At 44.6% G+C, this 21256-nt stretch carries 34 protein-coding genes; 30 read left to right on the top strand and 4 right to left on the bottom strand.

Annotated features, from left to right (window positions below):
• The first annotated feature begins 9 nt into the window (after positions 1-9).
• The 17 genes from rplE (at position 10) to rplQ (ending at position 8911) form a co-directional block, all read left to right on the top strand.
• On the top strand, positions 10-549 hold the full coding sequence (rplE, locus tag BBA02S_RS13265; protein WP_041101759.1) for a 50S ribosomal protein L5: 540 nt from the start codon (positions 10-12) through the stop codon (positions 547-549).
• Between the two features lie 25 nt (positions 550-574).
• Positions 575-760, top strand: coding sequence for a 30S ribosomal protein S14 (rpsN, locus tag BBA02S_RS13260; protein ID WP_001085700.1), 186 nt, complete (start codon positions 575-577; stop codon positions 758-760).
• Positions 761-789: 29 nt separating this feature from the next.
• The gene (gene rpsH / locus BBA02S_RS13255) at positions 790-1188 is read left to right on the top strand and encodes a 30S ribosomal protein S8 (protein WP_041101755.1); all 399 of its coding nucleotides are present in this window, start codon (positions 790-792) and stop codon (positions 1186-1188) included.
• A 30-nt stretch (positions 1189-1218) separates the two neighbouring features.
• A complete protein-coding gene (gene rplF / locus BBA02S_RS13250) occupies positions 1219-1755 on the top strand; it encodes a 50S ribosomal protein L6 (protein ID WP_041101753.1) in 537 nt (178 codons plus the stop codon).
• Between the two features lie 32 nt (positions 1756-1787).
• The gene (gene rplR / locus BBA02S_RS13245; protein ID WP_041101751.1) at positions 1788-2150 is read left to right on the top strand and encodes a 50S ribosomal protein L18; all 363 of its coding nucleotides are present in this window, start codon (positions 1788-1790) and stop codon (positions 2148-2150) included.
• A gap of 21 nt (positions 2151-2171) precedes the next feature.
• Positions 2172-2672, top strand: coding sequence for a 30S ribosomal protein S5 (gene rpsE, locus BBA02S_RS13240; protein WP_041101749.1), 501 nt, complete (start codon positions 2172-2174; stop codon positions 2670-2672).
• A 13-nt stretch (positions 2673-2685) separates the two neighbouring features.
• Positions 2686-2868: a 50S ribosomal protein L30 gene (gene rpmD / locus BBA02S_RS13235; RefSeq protein ID WP_041101747.1), complete on the top strand. Its 183-nt coding sequence runs from the start codon at positions 2686-2688 to the stop codon at positions 2866-2868.
• A 32-nt stretch (positions 2869-2900) separates the two neighbouring features.
• Positions 2901-3341 carry a 50S ribosomal protein L15 gene (rplO, locus tag BBA02S_RS13230; protein WP_041101744.1) on the top strand — a complete coding sequence of 147 codons (441 nt, stop codon included), beginning with the start codon at positions 2901-2903 and terminating at the stop codon, positions 3339-3341.
• Complete coding sequence (gene secY, locus BBA02S_RS13225) at positions 3341-4642, top strand: preprotein translocase subunit SecY (RefSeq protein ID WP_041101742.1); 1302 nt, start codon at positions 3341-3343, stop codon at positions 4640-4642. Before rplO ends, secY begins: the two co-directional genes overlap by 1 nt.
• Positions 4643-4688: 46 nt before the next feature.
• Positions 4689-5342, top strand: a complete 654-nt coding sequence (locus BBA02S_RS13220; RefSeq protein ID WP_041101740.1) for an adenylate kinase — start codon at positions 4689-4691, stop codon at positions 5340-5342.
• Positions 5339-6085: a type I methionyl aminopeptidase gene (map, locus tag BBA02S_RS13215; protein WP_041101738.1), complete on the top strand. Its 747-nt coding sequence runs from the start codon at positions 5339-5341 to the stop codon at positions 6083-6085. The genes BBA02S_RS13220 and map overlap by 4 nt, the downstream gene beginning before the upstream one ends.
• Positions 6086-6185: 100 nt before the next feature.
• Positions 6186-6404, top strand: coding sequence for a translation initiation factor IF-1 (gene infA / locus BBA02S_RS13210; RefSeq protein WP_039234460.1), 219 nt, complete (start codon positions 6186-6188; stop codon positions 6402-6404).
• Between the two features lie 35 nt (positions 6405-6439).
• Complete coding sequence (rpmJ, locus tag BBA02S_RS13205) at positions 6440-6553, top strand: 50S ribosomal protein L36 (protein ID WP_000868344.1); 114 nt, start codon at positions 6440-6442, stop codon at positions 6551-6553.
• Between the two features lie 24 nt (positions 6554-6577).
• Positions 6578-6943 (top strand): 30S ribosomal protein S13, encoded by a 366-nt coding sequence (rpsM, locus tag BBA02S_RS13200; RefSeq protein ID WP_041101732.1) that lies wholly within the window; start codon positions 6578-6580, stop codon positions 6941-6943.
• A 25-nt stretch (positions 6944-6968) separates the two neighbouring features.
• Entirely contained in the window at positions 6969-7358 is a 390-nt protein-coding gene (rpsK, locus tag BBA02S_RS13195) for a 30S ribosomal protein S11 (protein ID WP_041101845.1), read from the top strand.
• Between the two features lie 171 nt (positions 7359-7529).
• Positions 7530-8474 carry a DNA-directed RNA polymerase subunit alpha gene (locus BBA02S_RS13190; RefSeq protein WP_041101730.1) on the top strand — a complete coding sequence of 315 codons (945 nt, stop codon included), beginning with the start codon at positions 7530-7532 and terminating at the stop codon, positions 8472-8474.
• A gap of 41 nt (positions 8475-8515) precedes the next feature.
• A complete protein-coding gene (gene rplQ, locus BBA02S_RS13185) occupies positions 8516-8911 on the top strand; it encodes a 50S ribosomal protein L17 (protein ID WP_041101728.1) in 396 nt (131 codons plus the stop codon).
• Here rplQ and BBA02S_RS20725 read toward each other — a convergent pair.
• Complete coding sequence (locus tag BBA02S_RS20725; RefSeq protein ID WP_156136678.1) at positions 8895-9056, bottom strand: hypothetical protein; 162 nt, start codon at positions 9054-9056, stop codon at positions 8895-8897. The two genes, rplQ and BBA02S_RS20725, sit on opposite strands and share 17 nt — an antisense overlap.
• A 128-nt stretch (positions 9057-9184) precedes the next feature.
• On the opposite strand from BBA02S_RS20725, the gene BBA02S_RS13180 reads away from it, so the two are divergent.
• From BBA02S_RS13180 to rpsI, 6 genes are all read left to right on the top strand, one after another.
• Complete coding sequence (locus tag BBA02S_RS13180; RefSeq protein ID WP_041114394.1) at positions 9185-10024, top strand: energy-coupling factor ABC transporter ATP-binding protein; 840 nt, start codon at positions 9185-9187, stop codon at positions 10022-10024.
• Entirely contained in the window at positions 10000-10869 is an 870-nt protein-coding gene (locus BBA02S_RS13175) for an energy-coupling factor ABC transporter ATP-binding protein (RefSeq protein WP_041101724.1), read from the top strand. The genes BBA02S_RS13180 and BBA02S_RS13175 overlap by 25 nt, the downstream gene beginning before the upstream one ends.
• Positions 10866-11663 carry an energy-coupling factor transporter transmembrane component T family protein gene (locus BBA02S_RS13170; protein ID WP_041101722.1) on the top strand — a complete coding sequence of 266 codons (798 nt, stop codon included), beginning with the start codon at positions 10866-10868 and terminating at the stop codon, positions 11661-11663. The genes BBA02S_RS13175 and BBA02S_RS13170 overlap by 4 nt, the downstream gene beginning before the upstream one ends.
• A gap of 12 nt (positions 11664-11675) precedes the next feature.
• Complete coding sequence (truA, locus tag BBA02S_RS13165) at positions 11676-12413, top strand: tRNA pseudouridine(38-40) synthase TruA (protein WP_041101720.1); 738 nt, start codon at positions 11676-11678, stop codon at positions 12411-12413.
• Between the two features lie 193 nt (positions 12414-12606).
• Positions 12607-13044 carry a 50S ribosomal protein L13 gene (rplM, locus tag BBA02S_RS13160; protein ID WP_041101718.1) on the top strand — a complete coding sequence of 146 codons (438 nt, stop codon included), beginning with the start codon at positions 12607-12609 and terminating at the stop codon, positions 13042-13044.
• A gap of 22 nt (positions 13045-13066) precedes the next feature.
• Positions 13067-13459 carry a 30S ribosomal protein S9 gene (rpsI, locus tag BBA02S_RS13155; protein ID WP_041101716.1) on the top strand — a complete coding sequence of 131 codons (393 nt, stop codon included), beginning with the start codon at positions 13067-13069 and terminating at the stop codon, positions 13457-13459.
• 99 nt (positions 13460-13558) lie between these two features.
• On the opposite strand, the gene BBA02S_RS13150 is transcribed toward rpsI, so the two are convergent.
• Positions 13559-13885 carry a four-helix bundle copper-binding protein gene (locus tag BBA02S_RS13150; RefSeq protein WP_041101714.1) on the bottom strand — a complete coding sequence of 109 codons (327 nt, stop codon included), beginning with the start codon at positions 13883-13885 and terminating at the stop codon, positions 13559-13561.
• Between the two features lie 263 nt (positions 13886-14148).
• On the opposite strand from BBA02S_RS13150, the gene BBA02S_RS13145 reads away from it, so the two are divergent.
• From BBA02S_RS13145 to BBA02S_RS13130, 5 genes are all read left to right on the top strand, one after another.
• On the top strand, positions 14149-15480 hold the full coding sequence (locus BBA02S_RS13145) for an FAD-dependent oxidoreductase (RefSeq protein ID WP_041101711.1): 1332 nt from the start codon (positions 14149-14151) through the stop codon (positions 15478-15480).
• A gap of 147 nt (positions 15481-15627) precedes the next feature.
• Entirely contained in the window at positions 15628-16098 is a 471-nt protein-coding gene (locus BBA02S_RS13140) for a staygreen family protein (protein WP_306305186.1), read from the top strand.
• A gap of 129 nt (positions 16099-16227) precedes the next feature.
• Positions 16228-16395, top strand: coding sequence for a hypothetical protein (locus BBA02S_RS21035; RefSeq protein WP_169713120.1), 168 nt, complete (start codon positions 16228-16230; stop codon positions 16393-16395).
• A 95-nt stretch (positions 16396-16490) separates the two neighbouring features.
• Positions 16491-17195, top strand: a complete 705-nt coding sequence (cwlD, locus tag BBA02S_RS13135) for an N-acetylmuramoyl-L-alanine amidase CwlD (RefSeq protein WP_041101707.1) — start codon at positions 16491-16493, stop codon at positions 17193-17195.
• A gap of 72 nt (positions 17196-17267) precedes the next feature.
• On the top strand, positions 17268-18332 hold the full coding sequence (locus BBA02S_RS13130; RefSeq protein ID WP_193791722.1) for an Mrp/NBP35 family ATP-binding protein: 1065 nt from the start codon (positions 17268-17270) through the stop codon (positions 18330-18332).
• A 42-nt stretch (positions 18333-18374) separates the two neighbouring features.
• Here BBA02S_RS13130 and gerD read toward each other — a convergent pair whose 3' ends face one another.
• Positions 18375-18974, bottom strand: coding sequence for a spore germination lipoprotein GerD (gene gerD, locus BBA02S_RS13125; protein ID WP_041101705.1), 600 nt, complete (start codon positions 18972-18974; stop codon positions 18375-18377).
• A 143-nt stretch (positions 18975-19117) separates the two neighbouring features.
• Between gerD and BBA02S_RS13120 the strand changes: the two genes are divergently transcribed.
• Complete coding sequence (locus BBA02S_RS13120; protein ID WP_041101703.1) at positions 19118-19729, top strand: KinB-signaling pathway activation protein; 612 nt, start codon at positions 19118-19120, stop codon at positions 19727-19729.
• A 29-nt stretch (positions 19730-19758) separates the two neighbouring features.
• Here the strand turns inward: BBA02S_RS13120 and BBA02S_RS13115 are convergent, their stop codons facing one another.
• Positions 19759-20505, bottom strand: coding sequence for a polysaccharide deacetylase family protein (locus BBA02S_RS13115; RefSeq protein WP_041101702.1), 747 nt, complete (start codon positions 20503-20505; stop codon positions 19759-19761).
• Between the two features lie 127 nt (positions 20506-20632).
• Between BBA02S_RS13115 and BBA02S_RS13110 the strand changes: the two genes are divergently transcribed.
• A complete protein-coding gene (locus tag BBA02S_RS13110; RefSeq protein ID WP_041101700.1) occupies positions 20633-20887 on the top strand; it encodes a hypothetical protein in 255 nt (84 codons plus the stop codon).
• The last annotated feature ends 369 nt before the right edge of the window (positions 20888-21256 follow it).

Genomic DNA, 21256 nt, shown 5'->3' with positions numbered 1-21256 from the left:
GTACACTATATGAACCGCCTTAAAGCAAAGTTTAATGAAGAAATTACACCTGCTTTAATGAATAAATTCAATTACAAATCAATTATGCAAGTACCGAAAGTTGAAAAGATTGTAGTTAATATGGGGGTAGGCGATGCTGTTCAAAACGCGAAAGCACTTGACACAGCTGTTGAAGAATTAGCCTTGATCACTGGTCAAAAGCCAATGATTACACGCGCTAAAAATTCGATTGCGGGCTTCCGCCTTCGTGAAGGTATGCCTATCGGAGCGAAAGTAACATTACGCGGTGAGCGTATGTACGAATTCCTTGATAAATTAATCGCTGTATCACTTCCACGTGTACGTGACTTCCGTGGTGTTTCTAAAAAAGCATTTGACGGACGCGGAAACTACACACTTGGTGTGAAAGAGCAATTGATCTTCCCTGAAATTGATTACGATAAAGTAAGCAAAATCCGCGGTATGGATATCGTAATTGTAACAACTGCGAACACTGACGAAGAGGCTCGCGAATTGTTAACTCAAATTGGAATGCCGTTCCAAAAGTAATCTCTATAAAAAGGGAGGCGAAAATGTGGCTAAAAAATCAATGATTGCGAAGCAAAAACGCACACCTAAATTTAAGGTGCAAGAGTATACACGCTGCGAACGTTGTGGGCGTCCACACTCTGTATACCGCAAATTTAAGCTTTGCCGTATTTGTTTCCGTGAACTTGCATATAAAGGACAAATTCCTGGTGTTAAAAAAGCTAGCTGGTAATACCCAGAATTGGGAAGGAGGTAAATAGAATGGTTATGACAGATCCAATTGCAGATTTGTTGACTCGCATTCGCAATGCGAACATGGTACGTCACGAGAAATTAGAAGTGCCTGCTTCTAACATCAAGAAGGAGATCGCTGAAATTTTAAAGCGTGAAGGTTTCGTACGCGACGTAGAATTTATCGAAGACAACAAGCAAGGCGTAATCCGTATTTTCTTAAAATATGGTGCGAACAATGAGCGTGTTATTACTGGCTTGAAACGTATCAGCAAACCTGGTTTGCGCGTATACGCGAAAGCTGACGAAATGCCAAGAGTACTTAACGGTTTAGGTATTGCTCTTGTATCCACATCTAACGGTGTGTTAACTGATAAAGAAGCCCGCGCTAAACAAGTAGGCGGCGAAGTATTAGCATACGTTTGGTAATATTCTCGTAATGAATGGAGGTGCAACAATATGTCTCGTGTAGGGAAAAAACCTATTGAGCTTCCAGAAGGCGTAACAGTAACAAACGACAACAACACAGTTACTGTAAAAGGCCCAAAAGGTGAGCTTGTAAGAACATTTAACAAAGATATGAAAATTGAGATTGAAGGCAACGTGATCACAGTCGTTCGTCCTTCAGAATCTAAAGAACACCGTACAATCCATGGTACGACTCGTGCGCTTTTATCAAACATGGTTGAAGGTGTATCTAAAGGTTTCGAAAAATCTCTTGAATTGATCGGTGTTGGATACCGTGCACAAAAACAAGGAAACAAACTTGTTCTGAATGTCGGTTACTCTCATCCGGTTGAAATGGAACCAGAAAATGGCGTAGAAGTTGAAGTTCCTTCTAACACAAAAGTAATTGTTAAAGGAATCAGCAAAGAGCGTGTAGGAGCTTTCGCTGCAAACGTTCGCGCAACTCGTCCGCCAGAGCCTTATAAAGGCAAAGGGATCCGTTATGAAGGCGAGCACGTACGCCGTAAAGAAGGTAAGACAGGTAAGTAATGTCGCTTAAGTAAACGAAAGGAGTGACCACAATGATTACGAAGCAAGATAAGAATAAAACGCGTAAAAAGAGACATGCTCGTGTACGCGCGAAAATCAGCGGTACAGCAGCTCGTCCACGCTTAAATATCTTCCGTTCTAATCAGCACTTGTATGCTCAAGTGATCGATGATGCGAACGGTGTAACGCTTGCCAGTGCTTCTACAATCGAAAAAGATTTCGGTCTAGAAAAAACAGGCAACGCTGAAGCAGCTGCCAAAGTTGGCGAACTAGTTGCTAAAAGAGCGAGCGAAAAAGGAATCAAATCCGTAGTATTTGACCGCGGAGGTTACTTATATCATGGCCGCGTAAAAGCTTTAGCAGAAGCAGCGCGCGAAAATGGACTGGAATTCTAATAAAGAAGGAGGGACAAATTAATGCGTCGCATTGATCCAAATAAACTTGAACTTGAAGAACGCGTAGTTACGGTCAATCGTGTAGCAAAAGTAGTAAAGGGCGGACGTCGTTTCCGTTTTACTGCGCTTGTGGTTGTCGGTGACAAAAACGGACACGTAGGCTTTGGTACTGGTAAAGCACAAGAAGTACCTGATGCTATCCGCAAAGCAATCGAAGATGCAAAGAAAAACCTGGTTACTATTCCGATCGTTGGAACAACAATTCCACACCAAGTAATTGGCCGTTTTGGCGGTGGCGAAATTCTCTTGAAGCCTGCTTCTGAAGGTACGGGAGTTATCGCTGGCGGACCGGTTCGTGCGGTACTTGAACTTGGCGGTGTAGAAGACATTCTTTCTAAATCACACGGTTCAAACACACCAATCAACATGGTACGCGCTACTATTGAAGGAATTAAGCAATTGAAGCGTGCAGAGGATGTTGCTAAATTACGCGGAAAATCAGTAGAAGAACTGTTAGGATAAGGAGGGATTTACAATGGCTGAAAAATTATCAATTACCCTCACTCGCAGCTTGATCGGTCGTCCGAAAGATCAACGTGAAACAGTTAAAGCTCTTGGCCTCCGCAAAATGCACCAAACAGTGGAGCACCAAGATAACGCAGCAATCCGAGGTATGATTAACAAAGTATCTCACTTAGTAACTGTCAACGAACAATAATTTTTATCTAGAGAATAAGGAGGTGCACGAACATGAAACTTCATGAATTAAAACCTGCTGAAGGTTCTCGTAAAGCTCGCAATCGTGTTGGACGTGGTCCAGGTTCTGGTAACGGCAAAACTGCTGGTAAAGGACATAAAGGACAAAAAGCTCGTTCCGGCGGTGGTGTACGTCTTGGATTTGAAGGGGGACAAACTCCTTTATTCCGTCGTTTGCCGAAACGCGGTTTCACTAACATCAACAGAAAAGAGTATGCGATCGTTAACCTTGATGCATTAAATCGCTTTGATGAAGGCACAGAAGTCACACCAGAGCTTCTTATCGAAACTGGTGTTGTCAGCAGTGAAAAAGCAGGAATCAAAATTCTTGCTAAAGGCAACGTTGAGAAAAAATTGACTGTAAAAGCTCATAAATTCTCTTCTGCTGCTCAAGAAGCAATTGAAGCTGCCGGCGGTAAGACTGAGGTGATTTAATGTTTCGCACAATCTCCAATTTTATGCGTGTGGGTGATATAAGAAGAAAAATTATATTCACCCTCCTTATGTTAATCATTTTCCGTATCGGCACATTTATTCCAGTTCCGTATGTGGATGCAAATGTACTGAAGATGCAGGAGCAGGCAGGATTAATTGGTTTCCTTAATACTTTTGGGGGAGGGGCACTCAAAAACTTCTCCATCCTTGCTATGGGAATTATGCCTTATATCACTGCTTCCATCATCGTTCAGTTATTGCAAATGGACGTGGTTCCGAAGTTCACGGAATGGTCAAAGCAAGGGGAGGTTGGCCGGCGCAAGCTCTCTCAATTCACTAGATATTTCACAGTTGTTCTTGGATTTATCCAGGCGCTCGGAATGTCTTACGGCTTCAACCGTTTATACGGCGGAATGCTGATTGAAAGCAACAGCGTAGGCGCTTATCTCCTTATTGCACTCGTATTAACAGCGGGTACGGCTTTTCTTATGTGGCTTGGGGAGTTAATAACTTCTAAAGGTGTCGGCAACGGAATTTCGGTTATTATCTTTGCCGGAATTGTTGCAGGGATCCCAAATGCGATAAATCAAATTTATGCACAGCAAATTGAGGGAGCTGGCGAGCAGCTGTTCCTGAAAATTGTCGTGCTATTATTGATTGCCTTGGCTGTTCTGGCCATTGTCGTTGGAGTCATCTTCTTCCAGCAGGCATTGCGTAAGATTCCAATTCAATATGCCAAGCGCGTAACAGGAGAAGGCGGAATGGGTGCACGGGGAGCTCAGTCCACACATTTACCGTTAAAAGTAAATGCTGCTGGAGTTATTCCTGTCATTTTTGCTGTAGCCTTCCTGGTTACACCGCAAACACTAGCGTCTTTCTTCGGTTCGAATGAAGTGACGACGACAATTCAAAACATCTTTGATTATCAAAAGCCAGTAGGAATGGTCATTTATATCGCATTGATCGTTGCATTTACGTATTTCTATGCGTTTATTCAAGTCAATCCGGAGCAATTAGCCGATAATTTGAAGAAACAAGGTGGATACATTCCGGGCATTCGTCCTGGGAAAAACACGCAGGACTATCTGACAAGCGTTTTATACCGACTAACATTTGTTGGAGCAATATTCCTGTCTGTCATCTCCATCCTTCCTGTATTCTTTATTAAATTTGCAGGTCTTCCACCAGCTGCACAAATTGGCGGCACGAGCTTGCTGATCGTAGTTGGAGTTGCATTGGAAACAATGAAGCAATTGGAAGCCCAGCTTGTCAAACGCCATTACAAAGGCTTTATTAAATAAAGGCAAGCTGTTGCACGTCTCGAATCAGACTGAGGGGGGTATACAAATGAATCTAGTATTAATGGGGCTGCCAGGTGCCGGAAAAGGCACGCAGGCCGAACGAATTGTTGAAAAATATGACATTCCGCATATTTCTACAGGTGATATGTTCCGCGCAGCTATGAAAGAAGGCACGGAATTAGGGCTGAAAGCCAAGTCCTTTATGGATGCAGGCGCGCTCGTTCCTGATGAAGTAACGATCGGAATTGTTCGCGAAAGATTGAGCAAGCCAGATTGTCAAAACGGCTTTCTTCTTGATGGTTTTCCGAGAACTGTTGCCCAGGCGGAAGCGCTTGAAGGCATCCTGGAAGCTCTTGGAAAGAAAATCGATTATGTGATCAACGTAGATGTTGATAAAGATATTCTTATGGCACGTTTAACAGGTCGCCGTATTTGCAAAAGCTGCGGAGCTACTTACCATCTCGTATTTAATCCGCCAGCTGCTGAAGGCAAATGCGACCGTTGCGGCGGGGAACTTTATCAGCGTGCAGATGACAATGAAGAAACTGTTCAAAACCGTCTGGATGTCAATTTAAAACAAACTGAACCATTACTAGATTTCTACCGGCAAAAAGATTATTTAAAAGATATCAACGGCCAGCAGGAAATCGGCAAAGTCTTTGAAGACATTGATCAGCTTCTGAAAGGCTTAACTGAATGATCATTTGCAAAACCCCTCGAGAGATAGAGATTATGAGAGAAGCAGGACGGATTGTGGCTTTGACACACAGGGAACTGCAGAGATTTATCTCTCCCGGTATAAGCACGAAGCAGTTAGATGAAATTGCAGAGAAATTTATTAGGCAGCATGATGCAATTCCTTCTTTTAAAGGGTATAATGGTTTTCGTGGCAGCATTTGTGCATCTGTTAACGAAGAGCTCGTCCACGGGATTCCTGGAGACCGAATTTTAAAGGATGGGGACATCATCAGTCTGGACATTGGCGCTGACTATCGGGGGTACCATGGTGATTCTGCCTGGACTTACCCTGTTGGCACCATTTCTTCTGATGTCCAGCAGCTGTTGAAAGTGACTGAGGAATCGCTCTTTGTTGGTTTAGAGGAAGCGAAGCCGGGTGAACGTCTTTCAAACATCTCCCATGCGATTCAAACATATGTAGAATCTCACGGCTTTTCAATAGTGCGCGAGTATGTAGGACACGGGATTGGTCAAAACTTACATGAGGACCCGCAAATTCCTCATTATGGTCCTCCTGGAAAAGGTCCAAAGCTCAAACCTGGAATGGTGCTTGCAATCGAACCGATGGTGAATGCTGGAAGCCGCTATGTAAAAACACTTGGAGATAACTGGACAGTTGTTACCCAAGACGGGAAAATGTGCGCTCATTTTGAGCATACAGTTGCAATTACCGAAACAGGTTTTGAGATTTTAACTAAAGCCTAACACATATGTGCTTCTCCAGAGGTTGGTTCACATAAGTCTAATAACCAGGGCCGCTTGATTTGCAGCGAGTTCTGTATGAAAAGAGAAGGGAGAGTAAAGAATGGCGAAAGACGATGTAATTGAAATTGAAGGTACTGTAGTTGAAACTTTGCCGAACGCTATGTTTAAGGTAGAATTAGAAAATGGCCATACGATCCTTGCCCATGTATCTGGAAAGATCCGTATGCACTTTATCCGTATTCTGCCTGGAGATAAGGTAACTGTTGAACTTTCTCCTTACGACTTAACTCGCGGCCGTATTACTTACCGCTATAAATAACTTATGCACTCCGGACTATAAGGAGGTTGGAAAAAATGAAAGTTAGACCATCAGTAAAGCCAATCTGTGAGAAATGTAAAGTCATTCGCAGACGCGGCAAAGTAATGGTTATTTGTGAAAACCCTAAACATAAACAAAAACAAGGTTAATTTGAATAGGAGGTGCACATTCATATGGCACGTGTAGCAGGTGTTGATATTCCACGCGACAAGCGTGTAGTTATCTCATTAACTTACATCTACGGTATTGGCAGACCAACTGCCCAAAAAATCCTGGCTGAAGCCGGTGTTTCTGAAGACACTCGTGTGCGTGATCTGACAGAAGACGAATTAAACAAAATTCGTGAGATCATCGATAAATTGAAAGTTGAGGGTGACCTTCGTCGTGAGATCTCTCTTAACATCAAACGTTTAATGGAGATCGGTTCTTACCGTGGTATCCGTCATCGTCGCGGTTTACCAGTTCGCGGACAAAACACGAAGAACAATGCGCGTACGCGTAAAGGTCCTCGTAAAACTGTAGCTAACAAGAAAAAATAATTGGTAAAGGAGGTCAATGTTAGACATGGCTCGTAAACAACAATCTCGTAAGCGTCGTGTGAAAAAGAATATCGAATTAGGTATTGCTCACATTCGCTCAACATTCAACAATACAATCGTAACAATTACAGACGTTCATGGTAATGCTCTTGCTTGGTCTAGTGCAGGTGCCCTTGGATTTAGAGGCTCTCGTAAGTCTACTCCATTCGCGGCTCAAATGGCTGCTGAAACAGCTGCAAAAGCATCAATGGAACATGGTATGAAATCTCTTGAAGTAACAGTTAAAGGTCCTGGTTCTGGCCGTGAAGCTGCGATCCGCGCTTTGCAAGCTGCAGGTCTTGAAGTAACTGCTATTAAAGACGTTACTCCTGTTCCTCACAACGGATGCCGCCCTCCAAAACGTCGCCGTGTTTAATTTTCCTGTATAAGAATTATATCTTTGGCAATAATGGGATATAATTGAATGTTGCGCTCGTTACAGGACTACTAAACCAGTTGTGGTGCACAGTCGGGAACGTAAACATGGGGAAATTTCGGTTATAAGGTTCAGGCCGGAGTTTCGACGTATTGAAGGAGGTATAATTGAATGATCGAAATTGAAAAGCCAAAAATTGAAACGGTCGAGATCAGCGATGATGCCACTCATGGCAAATTCGTCGTGGAACCACTTGAGCGTGGGTATGGTACAACTTTGGGTAACTCCTTACGTCGCATACTATTATCCTCACTTCCAGGTGCTGCAGTCACATCTATCCAGATTGATGGAGTATTGCATGAGTTCTCAACAATTGAAGGTGTCGTGGAAGACGTTACATCTATCATCTTAAACATTAAGAAACTGGCGCTCAAAATCTACTCAGATGAAGAGAAAACGCTGGAAATAGATGTACAAGGAAGCGGCGTAGTAACTGCTGCTGACATTACACATGACAGCGATGTGGAAATCTTAAACCCTGATTTGCATATTGCTACTTTAGGAGAGAACGCTCATTTCCGCATGCGTCTCACTGCACAGCGCGGAAGAGGATATAATCCAGCTGATCAGAACAAAAAGGAAGATCATCCAATTGGTGTCATTCCAGTTGACTCCATCTACACTCCGGTTGCCCGTGTAAACTATCAAGTGGAAAGCACTCGCGTGGGGCAGTTAACGAACTATGATAAACTCTCATTGGATGTGTGGACTGATGGCAGCATCGGCCCGAAAGAAGCGATTTCTTTAGGCGCCAAAATCTTAACTGAACACTTAAACATCTTTGTCGGCTTAACAGACGAAGCTCAAAATGCAGAAATTATGGTGGAAAAAGAAGAAGACCAAAAAGAAAAAGTTCTTGAAATGACTATTGAAGAACTTGATCTGTCCGTCCGTTCTTACAACTGCTTAAAGCGTGCTGGCATCAATACGGTGCAAGAGCTTGCTAATAAGAGTGAAGAAGATATGATGAAGGTCCGAAATCTTGGCCGTAAGTCACTTGAAGAAGTGAAAGCAAAGCTGGATGAGCTCGGATTAGGTCTGAAAAAAGAAGATTAAACATCGAATAAAAGTAAAATTCAACAAAGGAGGGTATCTTCATGGCTTACAGAAAGCTAGGACGTACAAGCGCTCAGCGTAAAGCGATGCTTCGTGATTTGACAACTGATTTAATTATCAGCGAGCGTATTGAAACAACTGAAGCACGTGCAAAAGAGCTTCGCTCAGTTGTCGAGAAAATGATTACACTTGGTAAACGCGGTGATTTACACGCACGCCGCCAAGCAGCTGCTTTCCTTCGCAACGAAGTAGCATCAACAATTGAAGTTGAAGGCAAAGACGGCAAGAAAAAAGAAAAACCAGTTTACGCATTGCAAAAGCTTTTCTCTGATGTCGCTCCTCGTTACAACGAGCGTCAAGGCGGTTACACGCGCATCATGAAAATCGGTCCTCGTCGTGGTGACGGTGCACCAATGGTTATTATTGAGCTTGTGTAATTTTCGATAAAACCACCACAAGGGCAGAACCATCCAGCGCGGCTGTGTTTTGCCCTTTTCTCGTAATTTTCGTTAAAGACTGAATCATTTGAAGCTTGAGCGTTACGATGAGCATTCTCTTAGGTGACTCGTCTAGCTCATGCACCCCTTCCGCTCTTAACTTGTTTAAGAGGCCGCTTTATGGGCAGGATCTTTTTCCTTGGAACGGGGTGCGGGCTTTTTTTGTATTCAGAATGTTTTGACCGTCTATTCAGCTAGGAAAAGAGGGGAACCATGAAAGAGAGTATTATTTCGATCAATCGCGTCCACTTTCGTTATCCGGAGCAAACAGAATACGCTCTAAAAGACATCACATTCCAGGTAGCAAAAGGTGAATGGCTGGCCATTGTCGGTCATAACGGCTCAGGGAAGTCCACGCTGGCAAAGATGCTGAACGGCCTCCATTATCCGCAAGAAGGCGAAGTAACGATCTGTGATTTTCCTCTGAAAGACGAGTTTGTCTGGGATATACGCAGACGTCTTGGCATGGTGTTTCAAAACCCTGATAATCAGTTTGTCGGCACAACAGTACAGGATGATGTGGCTTTTGGGTTAGAAAATAATGGAGTGCCGCATGAAGTGATGGTTGAACGAGTGGAAAAGTCGCTTCAGCGCGTGGGCATGCTTGATTTTCTGAATCAAGAGCCGCACCATCTGTCCGGCGGGCAAAAACAGCGGGTAGCGATCGCCGGAGTGATTGCTCTCCAGCCCGATATTATTTTATTAGATGAAGCAACCTCGATGCTCGATCCGCGTGGAAGGGAAGAGGTGCTTCAAACCGTCCGCCAGTTGAAGGACGAACAGGATCTAACAGTTATTTCTATTACGCACGATTTGGAGGAAGCTTCCCGTGCGGATCGCATCATTGTATTGAATAAAGGATCGGTTTACCGGGAAGGCACTCCAGAAGAGATTTTTCAGATGAATGAGGAATTAGTGGAACTTGGCTTGGATGTGCCCTTTCCAGTCAAATTGAGCGGAGTCCTTCGTTCGCAAGACTTTGAGATTGCAAGCAATTATTTAACAGAAGAAGAGCTGGTGAGAGAGCTATGGACATCCAACTTCAAGAAGTAGAATATCGCTATGCAGCAGGAACACCGTTTGAGCGTCTGGCGATTCAGGACGTCAGCTTTGCCATCCCAGCGGGGGTCTTCTTAGCGGTAGTCGGCCACACGGGCTCCGGAAAATCAACGATCATTCAGCATCTAAATGCTTTGCTGCAGCCTACGAAAGGGCAAGTGATTATTGGTGATCGGGTCATTGCAGCCGGAAAGAAAGAGAAGAACTTAAAATCCGTCCGCAAAAAAGTAGGGACGGTCTTTCAATTTCCTGAGCATCAATTATTTGAAGAAACCGTAGAAAAGGATATTTGCTACGGGCCGGTTAATTTCGGCGTGCCTGAGGCAGAAGCGAAGGAACGCGCCCGGCGTTTAATTGGCCAGGTCGGGCTTCCTGAGGAAGTGCTGCAAAAGTCTCCTTTTGATTTATCGGGGGGACAAATGAGGCGGGTAGCTATTGCCGGTGTGCTGGCTATGGAGCCGGAGGTGCTTGTGCTTGATGAGCCGACAGCAGGCTTGGATCCCCGTGGCCGAAAAGAGATTATGGAGATGTTTTATACGCTTCATCGAGAGCGGGGGCTGTCGACGATCTTGGTGACCCACAGCATGGAGGATGCGGCATTGTACGCGGACGAAATGATCATTATGCATCAGGGAAAAGTTTGTAAGCAAGGAAAGCCGCGGGAGCTGTTTTCCCATCCGGAAGAGCTTGCTGCTTTTGGCCTGAGCGTTCCGGAGGTCGTTCGGTTCCAGCAAAGCTTTGAGGCCTTGTCCGGCATCACGCTGGAGAAAACGTGCCTGACGATTGAAGAGCTGGCTGAAGAGCTGGCGCGTGCGAAAGAGCGGGGTGGCGCCAAATGATGGAGAAAATGATTTTCGGCCGCTATTTGCCGCTGCAATCGGTCGTTCACCGGCTTGATCCGCGGGCAAAGCTGCTGTTTATATTCGGGTTTGTGATCGTTGTTTTTTTGGCGAACAATGCCCTTTCTTATGGATTATTAGCCGTTTTTACGCTCGTATTCATTTATTTATCAAAAATTAACGTTCGCTTTCTTCTCGCTGGGCTGAAGCCGGTTATTTGGCTTATTGCTTTCACGTTTTTATTGCATATCTTTTTAACAAGAGAAGGCGATTTATTGTTTGAAGCGGGCTTTTTAAAGGTTTATGAGGGAGGAGTCCGGCAAGGCGCCTTTATTTCCTTGCGTTTCTTGCTATTAATCTTTGTTACTTCTTTGCTGACGCTGACCACCTCTCCTATATCCATTACGGACGGGCTGGAAAGCTTGCTGAAGCCTTTTAAAAAGCTGAAACTGCCCGTGCATGAGCTGGCATTGATGATGTCGATTTCCCTGCGCTTCATCCCGACTTTGATGGATGAGACGGATAAAATTATGAAGGCGCAAATGGCCAGGGGCGCAGACTTTTCCAGCGGCCCGATCAAAGAGCGGGTGAAAGCAGTAGTTCCTTTGTTAATTCCTCTGTTCGTCAGCGCTTTTAAGCGGGCTGAGGAGCTGGCCGTGGCGATGGAAGCGCGCGGCTATAAAGGAGGAGAAGGACGGACGAAATACCGGCTGCTGCACTGGCAGGGAAGGGACACGGCTGCTCTTATTATATTAGTCGTGCTGGCTGCCCTGCTATGGTGGACAAGAAGTTAATGGAGTGATGATATGCCGCGAGTGAAATGTACAATAGCTTATGATGGCGCACGTTTTTCCGGCTACCAGGTTCAGCCGAACAGCCGCACGGTGCAAGAAGAGCTGGAAAAGGCGCTGTCTGTGATTCATAAAGGCCTCGATGTGAAGGTGACAGCGTCGGGCCGGACGGATGCCGGTGTTCACGCGAAAGGACAGGTCATTCATTTTGATACGCCTCTCGCTATTCCGGCTCTTCGCTGGCCATCAGCCTTGAACAGCCGCCTTCCGGAAGACATAGCAGTGAAGCAGGCGGAAATCGTGTCAGAATCCTTTCACGCGCGTTTTTCAGCTGTCGGCAAGGAATACCGCTATAAAATTTATCAAGAGGCTGTCCGCGATCCGTTTCACCGCTTCTATGCCTGCCACTCGCCGCTGGAATTAGATCAGGCGCTGATGCAGAAAGCGGCGCGCTCGCTTATCGGAACCTATGACTTTACAAGCTTTTGTTCGGCGAAAACAGAAGTTGAGGACAAAGTGAGGACCATTACCAAACTGGAGGTTATCCAGCATGGCAAAGAAATGGAGCTCCAGGTGGCCGGGAGCGGGTTTTTATACAATATGGTCCGGATTATCGCCGGCACACTAATGGAAGTAGGCAGGGGAAGGATCGCCCCCGATTGTATGCCGGACATTCTTGCCGGCCGTGACCGTTCCTTGGCAGGAAAGACGGCTCCGGCAGAAGGCCTGTATTTGTGGGAAGTGTTCTATTAGCCTTTCCAGCCGGCCGCTGCCATGGCAACTAGCCCGGGTGTCACATTTTTTCTTGACATTGACTCCTGGAAGTTATATTATATCCTATGGTACGTTATTTAACCCCACGATAAGCCCCGGAAACTTATTCGTGATATAAATAAAATACAATGAACAATGAAACAATGAATTCAATTTAGGAGGGCAAATACCAATGCGTACGACTTATATGGCGAAAGCAAGCGAAATCGAACGTAAATGGTACGTAGTTGATGCTGCAGGCCAAACACTAGGCCGCCTTGCTAGCGAAGTTGCGTCTATTTTACGTGGTAAACATAAACCAACATTTACACCACATGTTGACACTGGTGATCATGTGATTATCATCAACGCAGAAAAAATCGAATTAACAGGCAACAAATTAGCGGACAAAATTTACTACCGCCACAGCATGTATCCAGGCGGTTTGAAAACTCGTACAGCTAATGAAATGCGCACAAACTACCCTGAAAGAATGCTTGAGCTTGCTATCAAAGGCATGCTTCCAAAAGGTTCTTTAGGACGTCAAATGGCTAAAAAATTACATGTATACGCTGGTTCTGAACATAAGCACCAAGCTCAACAACCGGAAGTTTACGAACTTCGCGGCTAATTATTAAGAGGAGGTTATTATCTTGGCACAAGTTCAATATATCGGAACAGGCCGCCGCAAGAGCTCTGTTGCTCGTGTGCGCCTAGTACCTGGAGACGGAAAAATCGTCATCAATGGACGTGACGTAGAAGACTATATCCCATTCGAAGCATTACGTACAGTAATCAAGCAGCCGCTTGTAGCAACTGAAACAGCTGGCAGCTACGATGTACTTGTTAATGTAAACGGTGGCGGCTACACTGGACAAGCGGGAGCGATCCGTCACGGCATCGCGCGTGCGCTTCTTCATGTAGACCCTGAATACCGCGCTGTTTTAAAACGTGCTGGCTACCTAACTCGTGATGCCCGCATGAAAGAACGTAAAAAATACGGTCTTAAAGCAGCTCGTCGTGCACCTCAGTTCTCAAAACGTTAATTATTGGCGTTTTCAAAGGCTCTCAAGCTTTTTGCTTGGGGGTCTTTTTTAGCATATCAAACGAAAAAAAAGCAGGGAGACCAAACTCCCTGCTTTTTTTTATAGAGCACCTCGGCAAGCTTCTGCGCATTTCATGCAGGCTTCCGCACAACGCTGGCAATGGTCATGAGTATGCTTTTTGCATTCGTTTCCGCATGCTTCACAAATGTCTGCGCATAGTTGCGCAAGTCTGGAAATGAATGGAGAATTGCGCGCGATCGCGGCTTCCAAGAAGCCGCAGATGTCTGCGCACTCACGGTCCAGACGGATGCAGTCAGTCATCATGCTGACATCCTTTTCCTTTAAGCAAGCGTCAAAGCAGCGGTTGCATGCTTCCATGCATTCATGCAGTGCTTGTAATAATTTGTTGTACTGTTCAGTTGCCATGTATATTCCCTCCTATACTGTTTATTGCCTTCGGTACTAACGCTTCCCGTTTAGTTACTATTTAAACGCAAAAATGAAAACTCCATAAAAATTGCACAAATTCGATGGTTTGTCGGGAAACAAAGCGGTTAAAGAGGTTTTCCGGGGAAATAATCAAACGGTACGCTGATGGGAAGAGGACTTGGTTATAATGTTAAATAGGCGAGTACTTGCTGAAGCAGAGGTTCAGGAAGAGGAAAGGATTGTGACTGGAGGGATCAGATATGAAATATGTTATTGTTGGCGGCGATGCTGCTGGGATGAGTGCTGCGATGGAAATTGTCCGGCATGATGAAAAGGCTGAAATCATCACATTGGAAAAAGGGTTTATTTATTCCTATGGCCAATGCGGATTGCCTTATGTGATTGATGGACGAATTGAAAGCACCGACCGTGTGATTGCCCGGTCGGTGGAAGCGTTCCGGGAAAAATATGGAGTGGATGCCCGGGTCGGCCATCTGGTGACCGGGATCGATAGTGAAAGCAAAGCGGTGCATGGAACGGTACTGCCGGAACGTACATCGTTTCAGCTATCCTACGATAAATTATTAATTGCGACAGGAGCAGCTCCTGTCCAGCCGAATTGGCCTGGGGTGCATTTAGAGGGCATACAGCATTTTAAAACTATTCCGGATACCAATCAATTAGTCGAGCGATTGCCAGGTGTTAAGAATGTCTGTGTGATTGGCGGCGGCTATATCGGTTTGGAAGTAGCTGAAGCGTTGGTTTGCGCAGGGAAGAAAGTAAGGCTGATCCATAGAGGTGAGCGGGTAGCCAAGGTATTCGATGAAGAGATCGCGGCCGTCATTCAAGAAAAAGCGGCAGAAAAGGGAATAGCTCTTCATTTAAATGAGAAAGTAACCGGTTTTTTAGGAGAAAAGCGAGTAGAGAAGGTGCAGACGGACAAGGGAGAGTATCGGGCGGATCTCGTGGTGATTGCTATTGGGATAAAGCCTGCTACGCAGTTTTTAGATCATACAGGCATTCATCGTTTGAATAACGGAGCGATCTTGACAAACAGGCAGATGGAGACATCCATCAAAGATATATATGCGGCGGGAGATTGTGCGGCGCATTTTCATCGCTTGAAGGGGCGATATGATTATATCCCTCTTGGAACGACAGCAAATAAGCAAGGGCGAATTGCCGGGCTCTCCATGTGCGGAATGCAGGCCCAATTTCAAGGGGTTGTCGGGACCTCCATTTTAAAATTTTTTGATTTGGCGGCAGCGAGAACCGGTCTTCATGCCAACGAACTGGAGCTGCTTGATTATCCTTATAAACAATATACTTTTGAAGGCTACCATATTGCCGGATATTACCCTGGAAAGGAGAAAATAAGGCTAACCCTTTATTATGACCCGAGGAATAGACGGCTGTTAGGGGCTCAGGCGATTGGAGGAGAAGGAGTCGATAAGCGGATTGATGTCGCTGCGACAGCTTTGTATGCTGAAATGACTATTGATGAATTGCTGGATCTTGATCTGGCTTATGCCCCGCCATTTAATGGAGTGTGGGACCCGCTGCAGCAAGCCGCTCGGCGCCTGCAGCCTTAAAGAGATCATCCCAAAAAGACCGCCTGTTTGCTAAATGGGCGGTTCTATTATAGAACGACGGAAGATATGCTAGGGATATAAAGACCAAAAGAGAGTGGATGAAAAGGTTGTTTCCTGTATCGATTAACAGCGAAGGAGCCGATGCCGATGTTTGATCCGCGAAAACTATCTGTGAAGCTGATCCCGCCTGCTGCGTCTGACCAGCCGGTAGATGGGAGAAAATATACGCTCACCCATTCAGATGTGACCGCTCAATTATTTTTGGACATTGGGTACGTATATAACTATAAAGCCGTCAATTGGAAAATGAGAGATGAAGTACTGGCAGAATGGAAAAAAGATCGCGAGGGCAGACTCCGTCTAGCGGGAAAAGCCTATGTAGACGGAGGGGAATTCAGCAAGGAAGAAGCGGGTGCCCGATTTAATATTTTCCAGCGGGAGATGAGTACGGCGCTAAAGGGCATCGTATATGGCGATTGGTCATTTTACAGCAGCTATCCGGCTTTGCTGAATGCCCCGATCTTTATCCATTATGAATCTGCTTATCCGTCCTATAACCGCATTTTTTATTACGGAACCCCGCGCCAATACCTTGCTCAAATTTCTCAAGGCTCGTGATCAGCTAAGCTTTGATCTTCTGGATCAGGGCTTTTTTTGTATGAAAGCGGATCTGTTCGTTCGTGAATATGAAAGCCGGGAACAGGAGACGCTAAGAATAATTCAACAGCAGAGAAGAGAGGTGATGAGATGGCAAAGCGCAAAGCAGAGAGAAATGCGGTCGAAAAATATGCAAAAACTCCGAAGAAGAACATTGAGGAAGCAGATTATTCGGTGGAGTTTGCTGACGGCGAAGATCCGATGAAAGGGGCAAACCGCAACTCAAATCTCGGTCGCAAAGGAAGAGGCAGCGAATAAGCAAGGGAGCCGACTATCCTCTTTTTTGTGGACGTACTCATAATTCCCCCACTTGTCCCATATGATGTCAACAGGAGAGGAAAAGGGGGAGTTGGATGAGAGGATGGAAGAGGTGGATTGCTTTTTTGGTGAGCGGTGCCATCCTTATTTGTGTCATTCAATTTTTTAAAGATCATAATATGTCCTGGAAGCCTTGGAATATGCCGCTTTCGGGGCAAATCATTTATTTAGATGCCGGGCATGGCGGACCAGACGGCGGAGCGGGAGACAAGGAAGCGCTTGAAAAGGATATTGCTTTGGCCGTCACCGAGAAAGTCCGTGATTATTTGCAGGGGCAAGGGGCCATTGTTCTTATGACAAGGGAGAAGGATGTCGATCTTGCCCCTTCGGATATTCGGTCATACCGTTCGCGAAAAACAGAAGACTTGAAAAAACGCCTGCAATTAGTGAATGAGTCAGAAGCGGATTTGTTTGTCAGCGTTCATTTAAATGCGATTCCTTCTCCGCGCTGGAGAGGAGCACAAACGTTTTATGCCCCTCATATGAAGGAGAATAAAAAATTAGCCAAGGCTCTCCAAGCTGAGCTTGTCTTAAATCTTGAAAATACGACAAGAGAAGCAAAAGCCATTAACCATGTGTACTTGCTGAAGTACGCCAAAAAGCCGGGAGCGCTTGTAGAGGTCGGTTTTCTCTCCAATCCGGCGGAAAAGCAGGACTTGATGACGGAAGAATATCAGGAAAAAGTGGCCGCCTCTATTTATAAAGGAATCATGAATTATCTCGATGATAAAGAGGGATAAGGGCAGGAGCGCCCTGCCCTTTTTTTGGTGGGCGGTTATGGTATACTGTAAGAGAAATGAAAGAGATAAAGGATGGTGGATAATGTGGTAACGCCAGAGCAAGTAAGGGATATTTTAAGTCAAATGAATGACCCTTTTTTACATACAACCTTGGCAGAGACAAATGGGATCGTGGATATTAATGTAAAAGAAGAGAAGCAGCACGTTAGTGTGAAAGTAGCCATTGCCAAGACAGGGACAGCTGAACAGCTGCAATTCCAAATGCAAATCGTAGAGGCATTGAAAGCGGCAGGTGCCCAAACGGTCGGCATTCGCTTTACCGAGCTTCCGGAAGAAGTGCTTGCCAACTATCGCGGATCGGCGGGAAGCCAAGATCATAGCTTGCTTTCACCGGAAAGCAACACAACGTTTATCGCCATCGCGAGCGGAAAAGGCGGCGTCGGAAAATCAACAGTTTCCGTCAATCTGGCGGTTGCTCTCGCCCGCTTAGGAAAAAAAGTAGGACTGGTCGACGCGGATATTTACGGATTCAGCGTGCCTGATATGATGGGAATTACACAGCGTCCGGTCGTGCGCGGAGATAAGATTGTTCCCGTTGACCGCTTTGGCGTTAAAGTGATTTCCATGGGCTTCTTCGTGGAAGATAATGCACCTGTGATTTGGCGCGGACCGATGCTTGGGAAAATGCTGAATAACTTCTTTGAGGAAGTAGAATGGGGAGAGCTGGACTACCTGCTGCTTGATTTGCCGCCAGGAACAGGCGATGTAGCGCTTGATGTGCATTCCATGATTCCTCATTCAAAAGAGATTATCGTTTCCACACCGCATCCGACAGCCGCCTTTGTTGCTGCTCGTGCTGGAGCGATGGCGCTGCGCACGGATCATGAAGTGATCGGCGTAATTGAAAACATGGCTTATTTCGAAAGCAAAAAGACCGGAGAAAAAGAATATGTTTTCGGACGCGGCGGCGGAGATAAGCTGGCGGAAGAGCTGCATACAGAAGTATTGGGACGGCTTCCACTTGAGCAGCCTGATTGGAATGAAGAAGAGTTTGCTCCTTCCGTCTACGCGGAAGATCACAAACTTGGCAAGATCTATCAGGAAATTGCTGAAAATGTTATTAATAAATTAGGTTAAAAAGAACAGCCGGTGAGAGGTGCTCCCGGCTGCTTTCTTAGTTTAAGCACCACTGCCCTGTTTATTTCCTTGCTTCTTTTCTTTGTCACCGCCTGCTGTTTCTTCTGCTGCGGCTTTCAGCAAAATGTCCTGTATTTTTGCTTTATATAAAGGACTGTCGAATGTCTCGTTCATGACTTTTTGCAAGTGCTCGCGATATTCTTTGCTCTTCAGCAGTTTTGTGACCGTTTTTTGGTATTCAGGGTCCTCCATAATGCTAAGCATCATGGCTTGATATTGAGGGTCTTTCATGAGGGATTTTAATAACTCTTCATGCTCCTTCCTCATTCCTTTGGCCACGGCGCTGGCGAAGGCCGGATCTTTAAAAGCATCCTTCCAGAATTTCTCTCCTTTTTCAGAAACAAGCGTACTTTCAATCGTTTGGGTAACCATTTTTTGATCCATGACGAGCTGCTGCTTTACTTTCTCATCCTTCATCATTTCTTGAACGGCTTTTTTGCCGTCATCTGTTTTTAATATGTCAACAACCATTTTCTTGGTCGCTTCATAATCCATTTGGGAGTTTCCGGCATCAACCGCGCCCCCTCCGCAAGCTGCTAAGGAAAAAACAAGAAGGAGGAGCGGCAAGATAGGTTTCCACATAAAAGAAGCTCCTTTCTAGCCTTTTCTTATTGTTAATATGAGCAGTCAAAAAGAAATTATACAGCTGCAGCGGAGTGCCTGGATTTTTTTTATCTTCATTGTTACAATCAAAAGAGCATAATATATAGTTGGGGGATAACAAGGTGACAATCCGGAATTGGATCAGGTTTTTTGTACATACACTATTGATCGGCGGGATAGCAGCCAGCATTCTTGGCTTTTTTATCCGCTGGGATGAATTATCGCCGTTAATCAGTTCAGGCGGCTGGAAAGATATTTTTTCGATTTTAACATGGCATGTATTTGTAGGATTTACCTTTAGTGTCATCAGCCAAATGGGCTTTTTTGCTTACTTGACTGTGCATCAATTCGGAGCGGGCCTGTTTCGGTCGTTTTGGAACAGTGTGCAATTAGTGATCATTGCGTTTGTGTTATTCGATCTTGTTTATTTTCGCTTTCAAGCGTTTGCCGATAAAGGGGAATCGATCGTTCCTTACCTGGGGGTAGCGCTGCTTCTTCTTTTGATCAGCTTGGGCGTTGCTTTTTTCAAAGCGAAGCAATCAAATAAACGCGTGTTTATCTCGGCTTTGTTTTTTATGATTGTCATTACAGTGCTTGAGTGGCTGCCGGTTCTTCAAGCAAATAATACGAAATGGCTGTACATTATGTTGTTTACCTTAGTGCCATGCAATGCCTTTCAATTGCTGGCTTTGCCGAAATATAATCAACGTTCATCACAAAAAAGCGGAGCTTAACGGCTCCGCTTTTTTGTGGTTGCTTTCAGCTAAGGAATCAGCTTTGTTTCCACTTCACCATTGGCAATGAGCTCAGAAACTGTAACCAGCTTGCCGGCTGATCTTGTCGTTTCAACAATTTGAGGAAGAGCTGCATTGGTTTGCTTGGCTGAGTCCGAAGCATGCATAAAGAGGATATCTCCGTTTTTTGCTTCCTTCACTTTAGATAAAATAAGGGAAGTGCCCGGATTTCTCCAATCGTTCGTATCTACGCTCCAATGGACATACGTTAAATTCATTTCATCCGCTATTTTCAGCACTTGCTTATTAAAGTGGCCGGTCGGTGCCCGCATTAACTTGATTTTTTCAATTTGTAATTTTTTAAATACTTCCTGTGCTTTCAGCAAATCCTTTTTAACCTCTTCTTTTTCCATTGATGTGTAATCGACATAATTGTAGCCAAGCAGGCCGATTTCAAAATGGTGCTTCTCCATTTTTTTTACAAGATCAGGATGGCGCTCTGCCCACGAACCGGACAAGAAAAAAGTAGCTTTGACTTTGTGGCGGATGAGCGTTTGTAAAATTTTTTCCGCTTTTTCATCCCCCCACCCGATATCGAAAGTGAGAGCAATCCCATTTTCTCCCTTATAAATGGCTTTAGGAGATTCTTTCTCTAAAAAAACGGGAATACTTAAAAGATTTTGGGTAAACAATAAAAGAGCTGTGAAAAAAGAAAGTGAAACGAGCAACAAGAACTGTTTGGTTTTTTTTATGTGCAAACTATAAAAGAACGTCATGCTCTCCCTCCGCTAAAATCATCTTATTCAACTTTATGAGCATGTACACAAATAATATGACAAACAAATAGATTTGCCGAATAGCATAGTAGTATGACAATGACTAAAAAGAAAAATGGGTGATGAGATGTTGGCATTATTAATTAACGAAGAAGAAAAAAAGGAAATTTATTATTTGATTAAACGGGAAATGGACGAAATTTTATTTGACCTGGGAGATTCGCGAATAGATGAGTCTGTAAAAAGTTCTATGAGAAAAAAATATACGAAGCTATTTAAACTATTTAAAAGAGTAGCGGATGAAAAAGAATGCATGAAGTACCTGGCATATAGATTGTCAGCTGAAAACACGCAATCATCAGCTTCTTCCTCTGACGCGTGAGCAAGCAGTTTCAAGAATTTAAAGCAAAAGAGTTTTCGTTCTCACAGGCCTATCCGTTTACGGAAAGAAAACGAATTGAGGCCAAAGAAAGAATAGGGAACCAATCGCGATCGAGGTGTTCTGGAAGACAGTTAGGGCCGATCTTACAAGGCAAAGGGACTGTCTTTTTTTTGTTGGATTGTCGGCGATTTTAATTAAAGAAAATATAAATAAAATAAATTGTTGACATAAATAATTGATTCATGTTAAATTATTTATTGTCGCTGAAAACAAAGCGGCTGATTGAAAAATGAAATTAACTGTTGACTTTCAAATCGCAAAGGTGTTATGATAGCAAAGTCGCTGTTAACGACAAAAGAAAAATTGATC

Source organism: Bacillus badius NBRC 15713 (genome assembly GCF_001591605.1).
GTDB classification, from domain to species: domain Bacteria; phylum Bacillota; class Bacilli; order Bacillales; family Domibacillaceae; genus Pseudobacillus; species Pseudobacillus badius.
The sequence above is the reverse complement of the archived record's forward strand: the minus strand, read 5'-3'. Positions and strand labels throughout refer to the sequence as shown.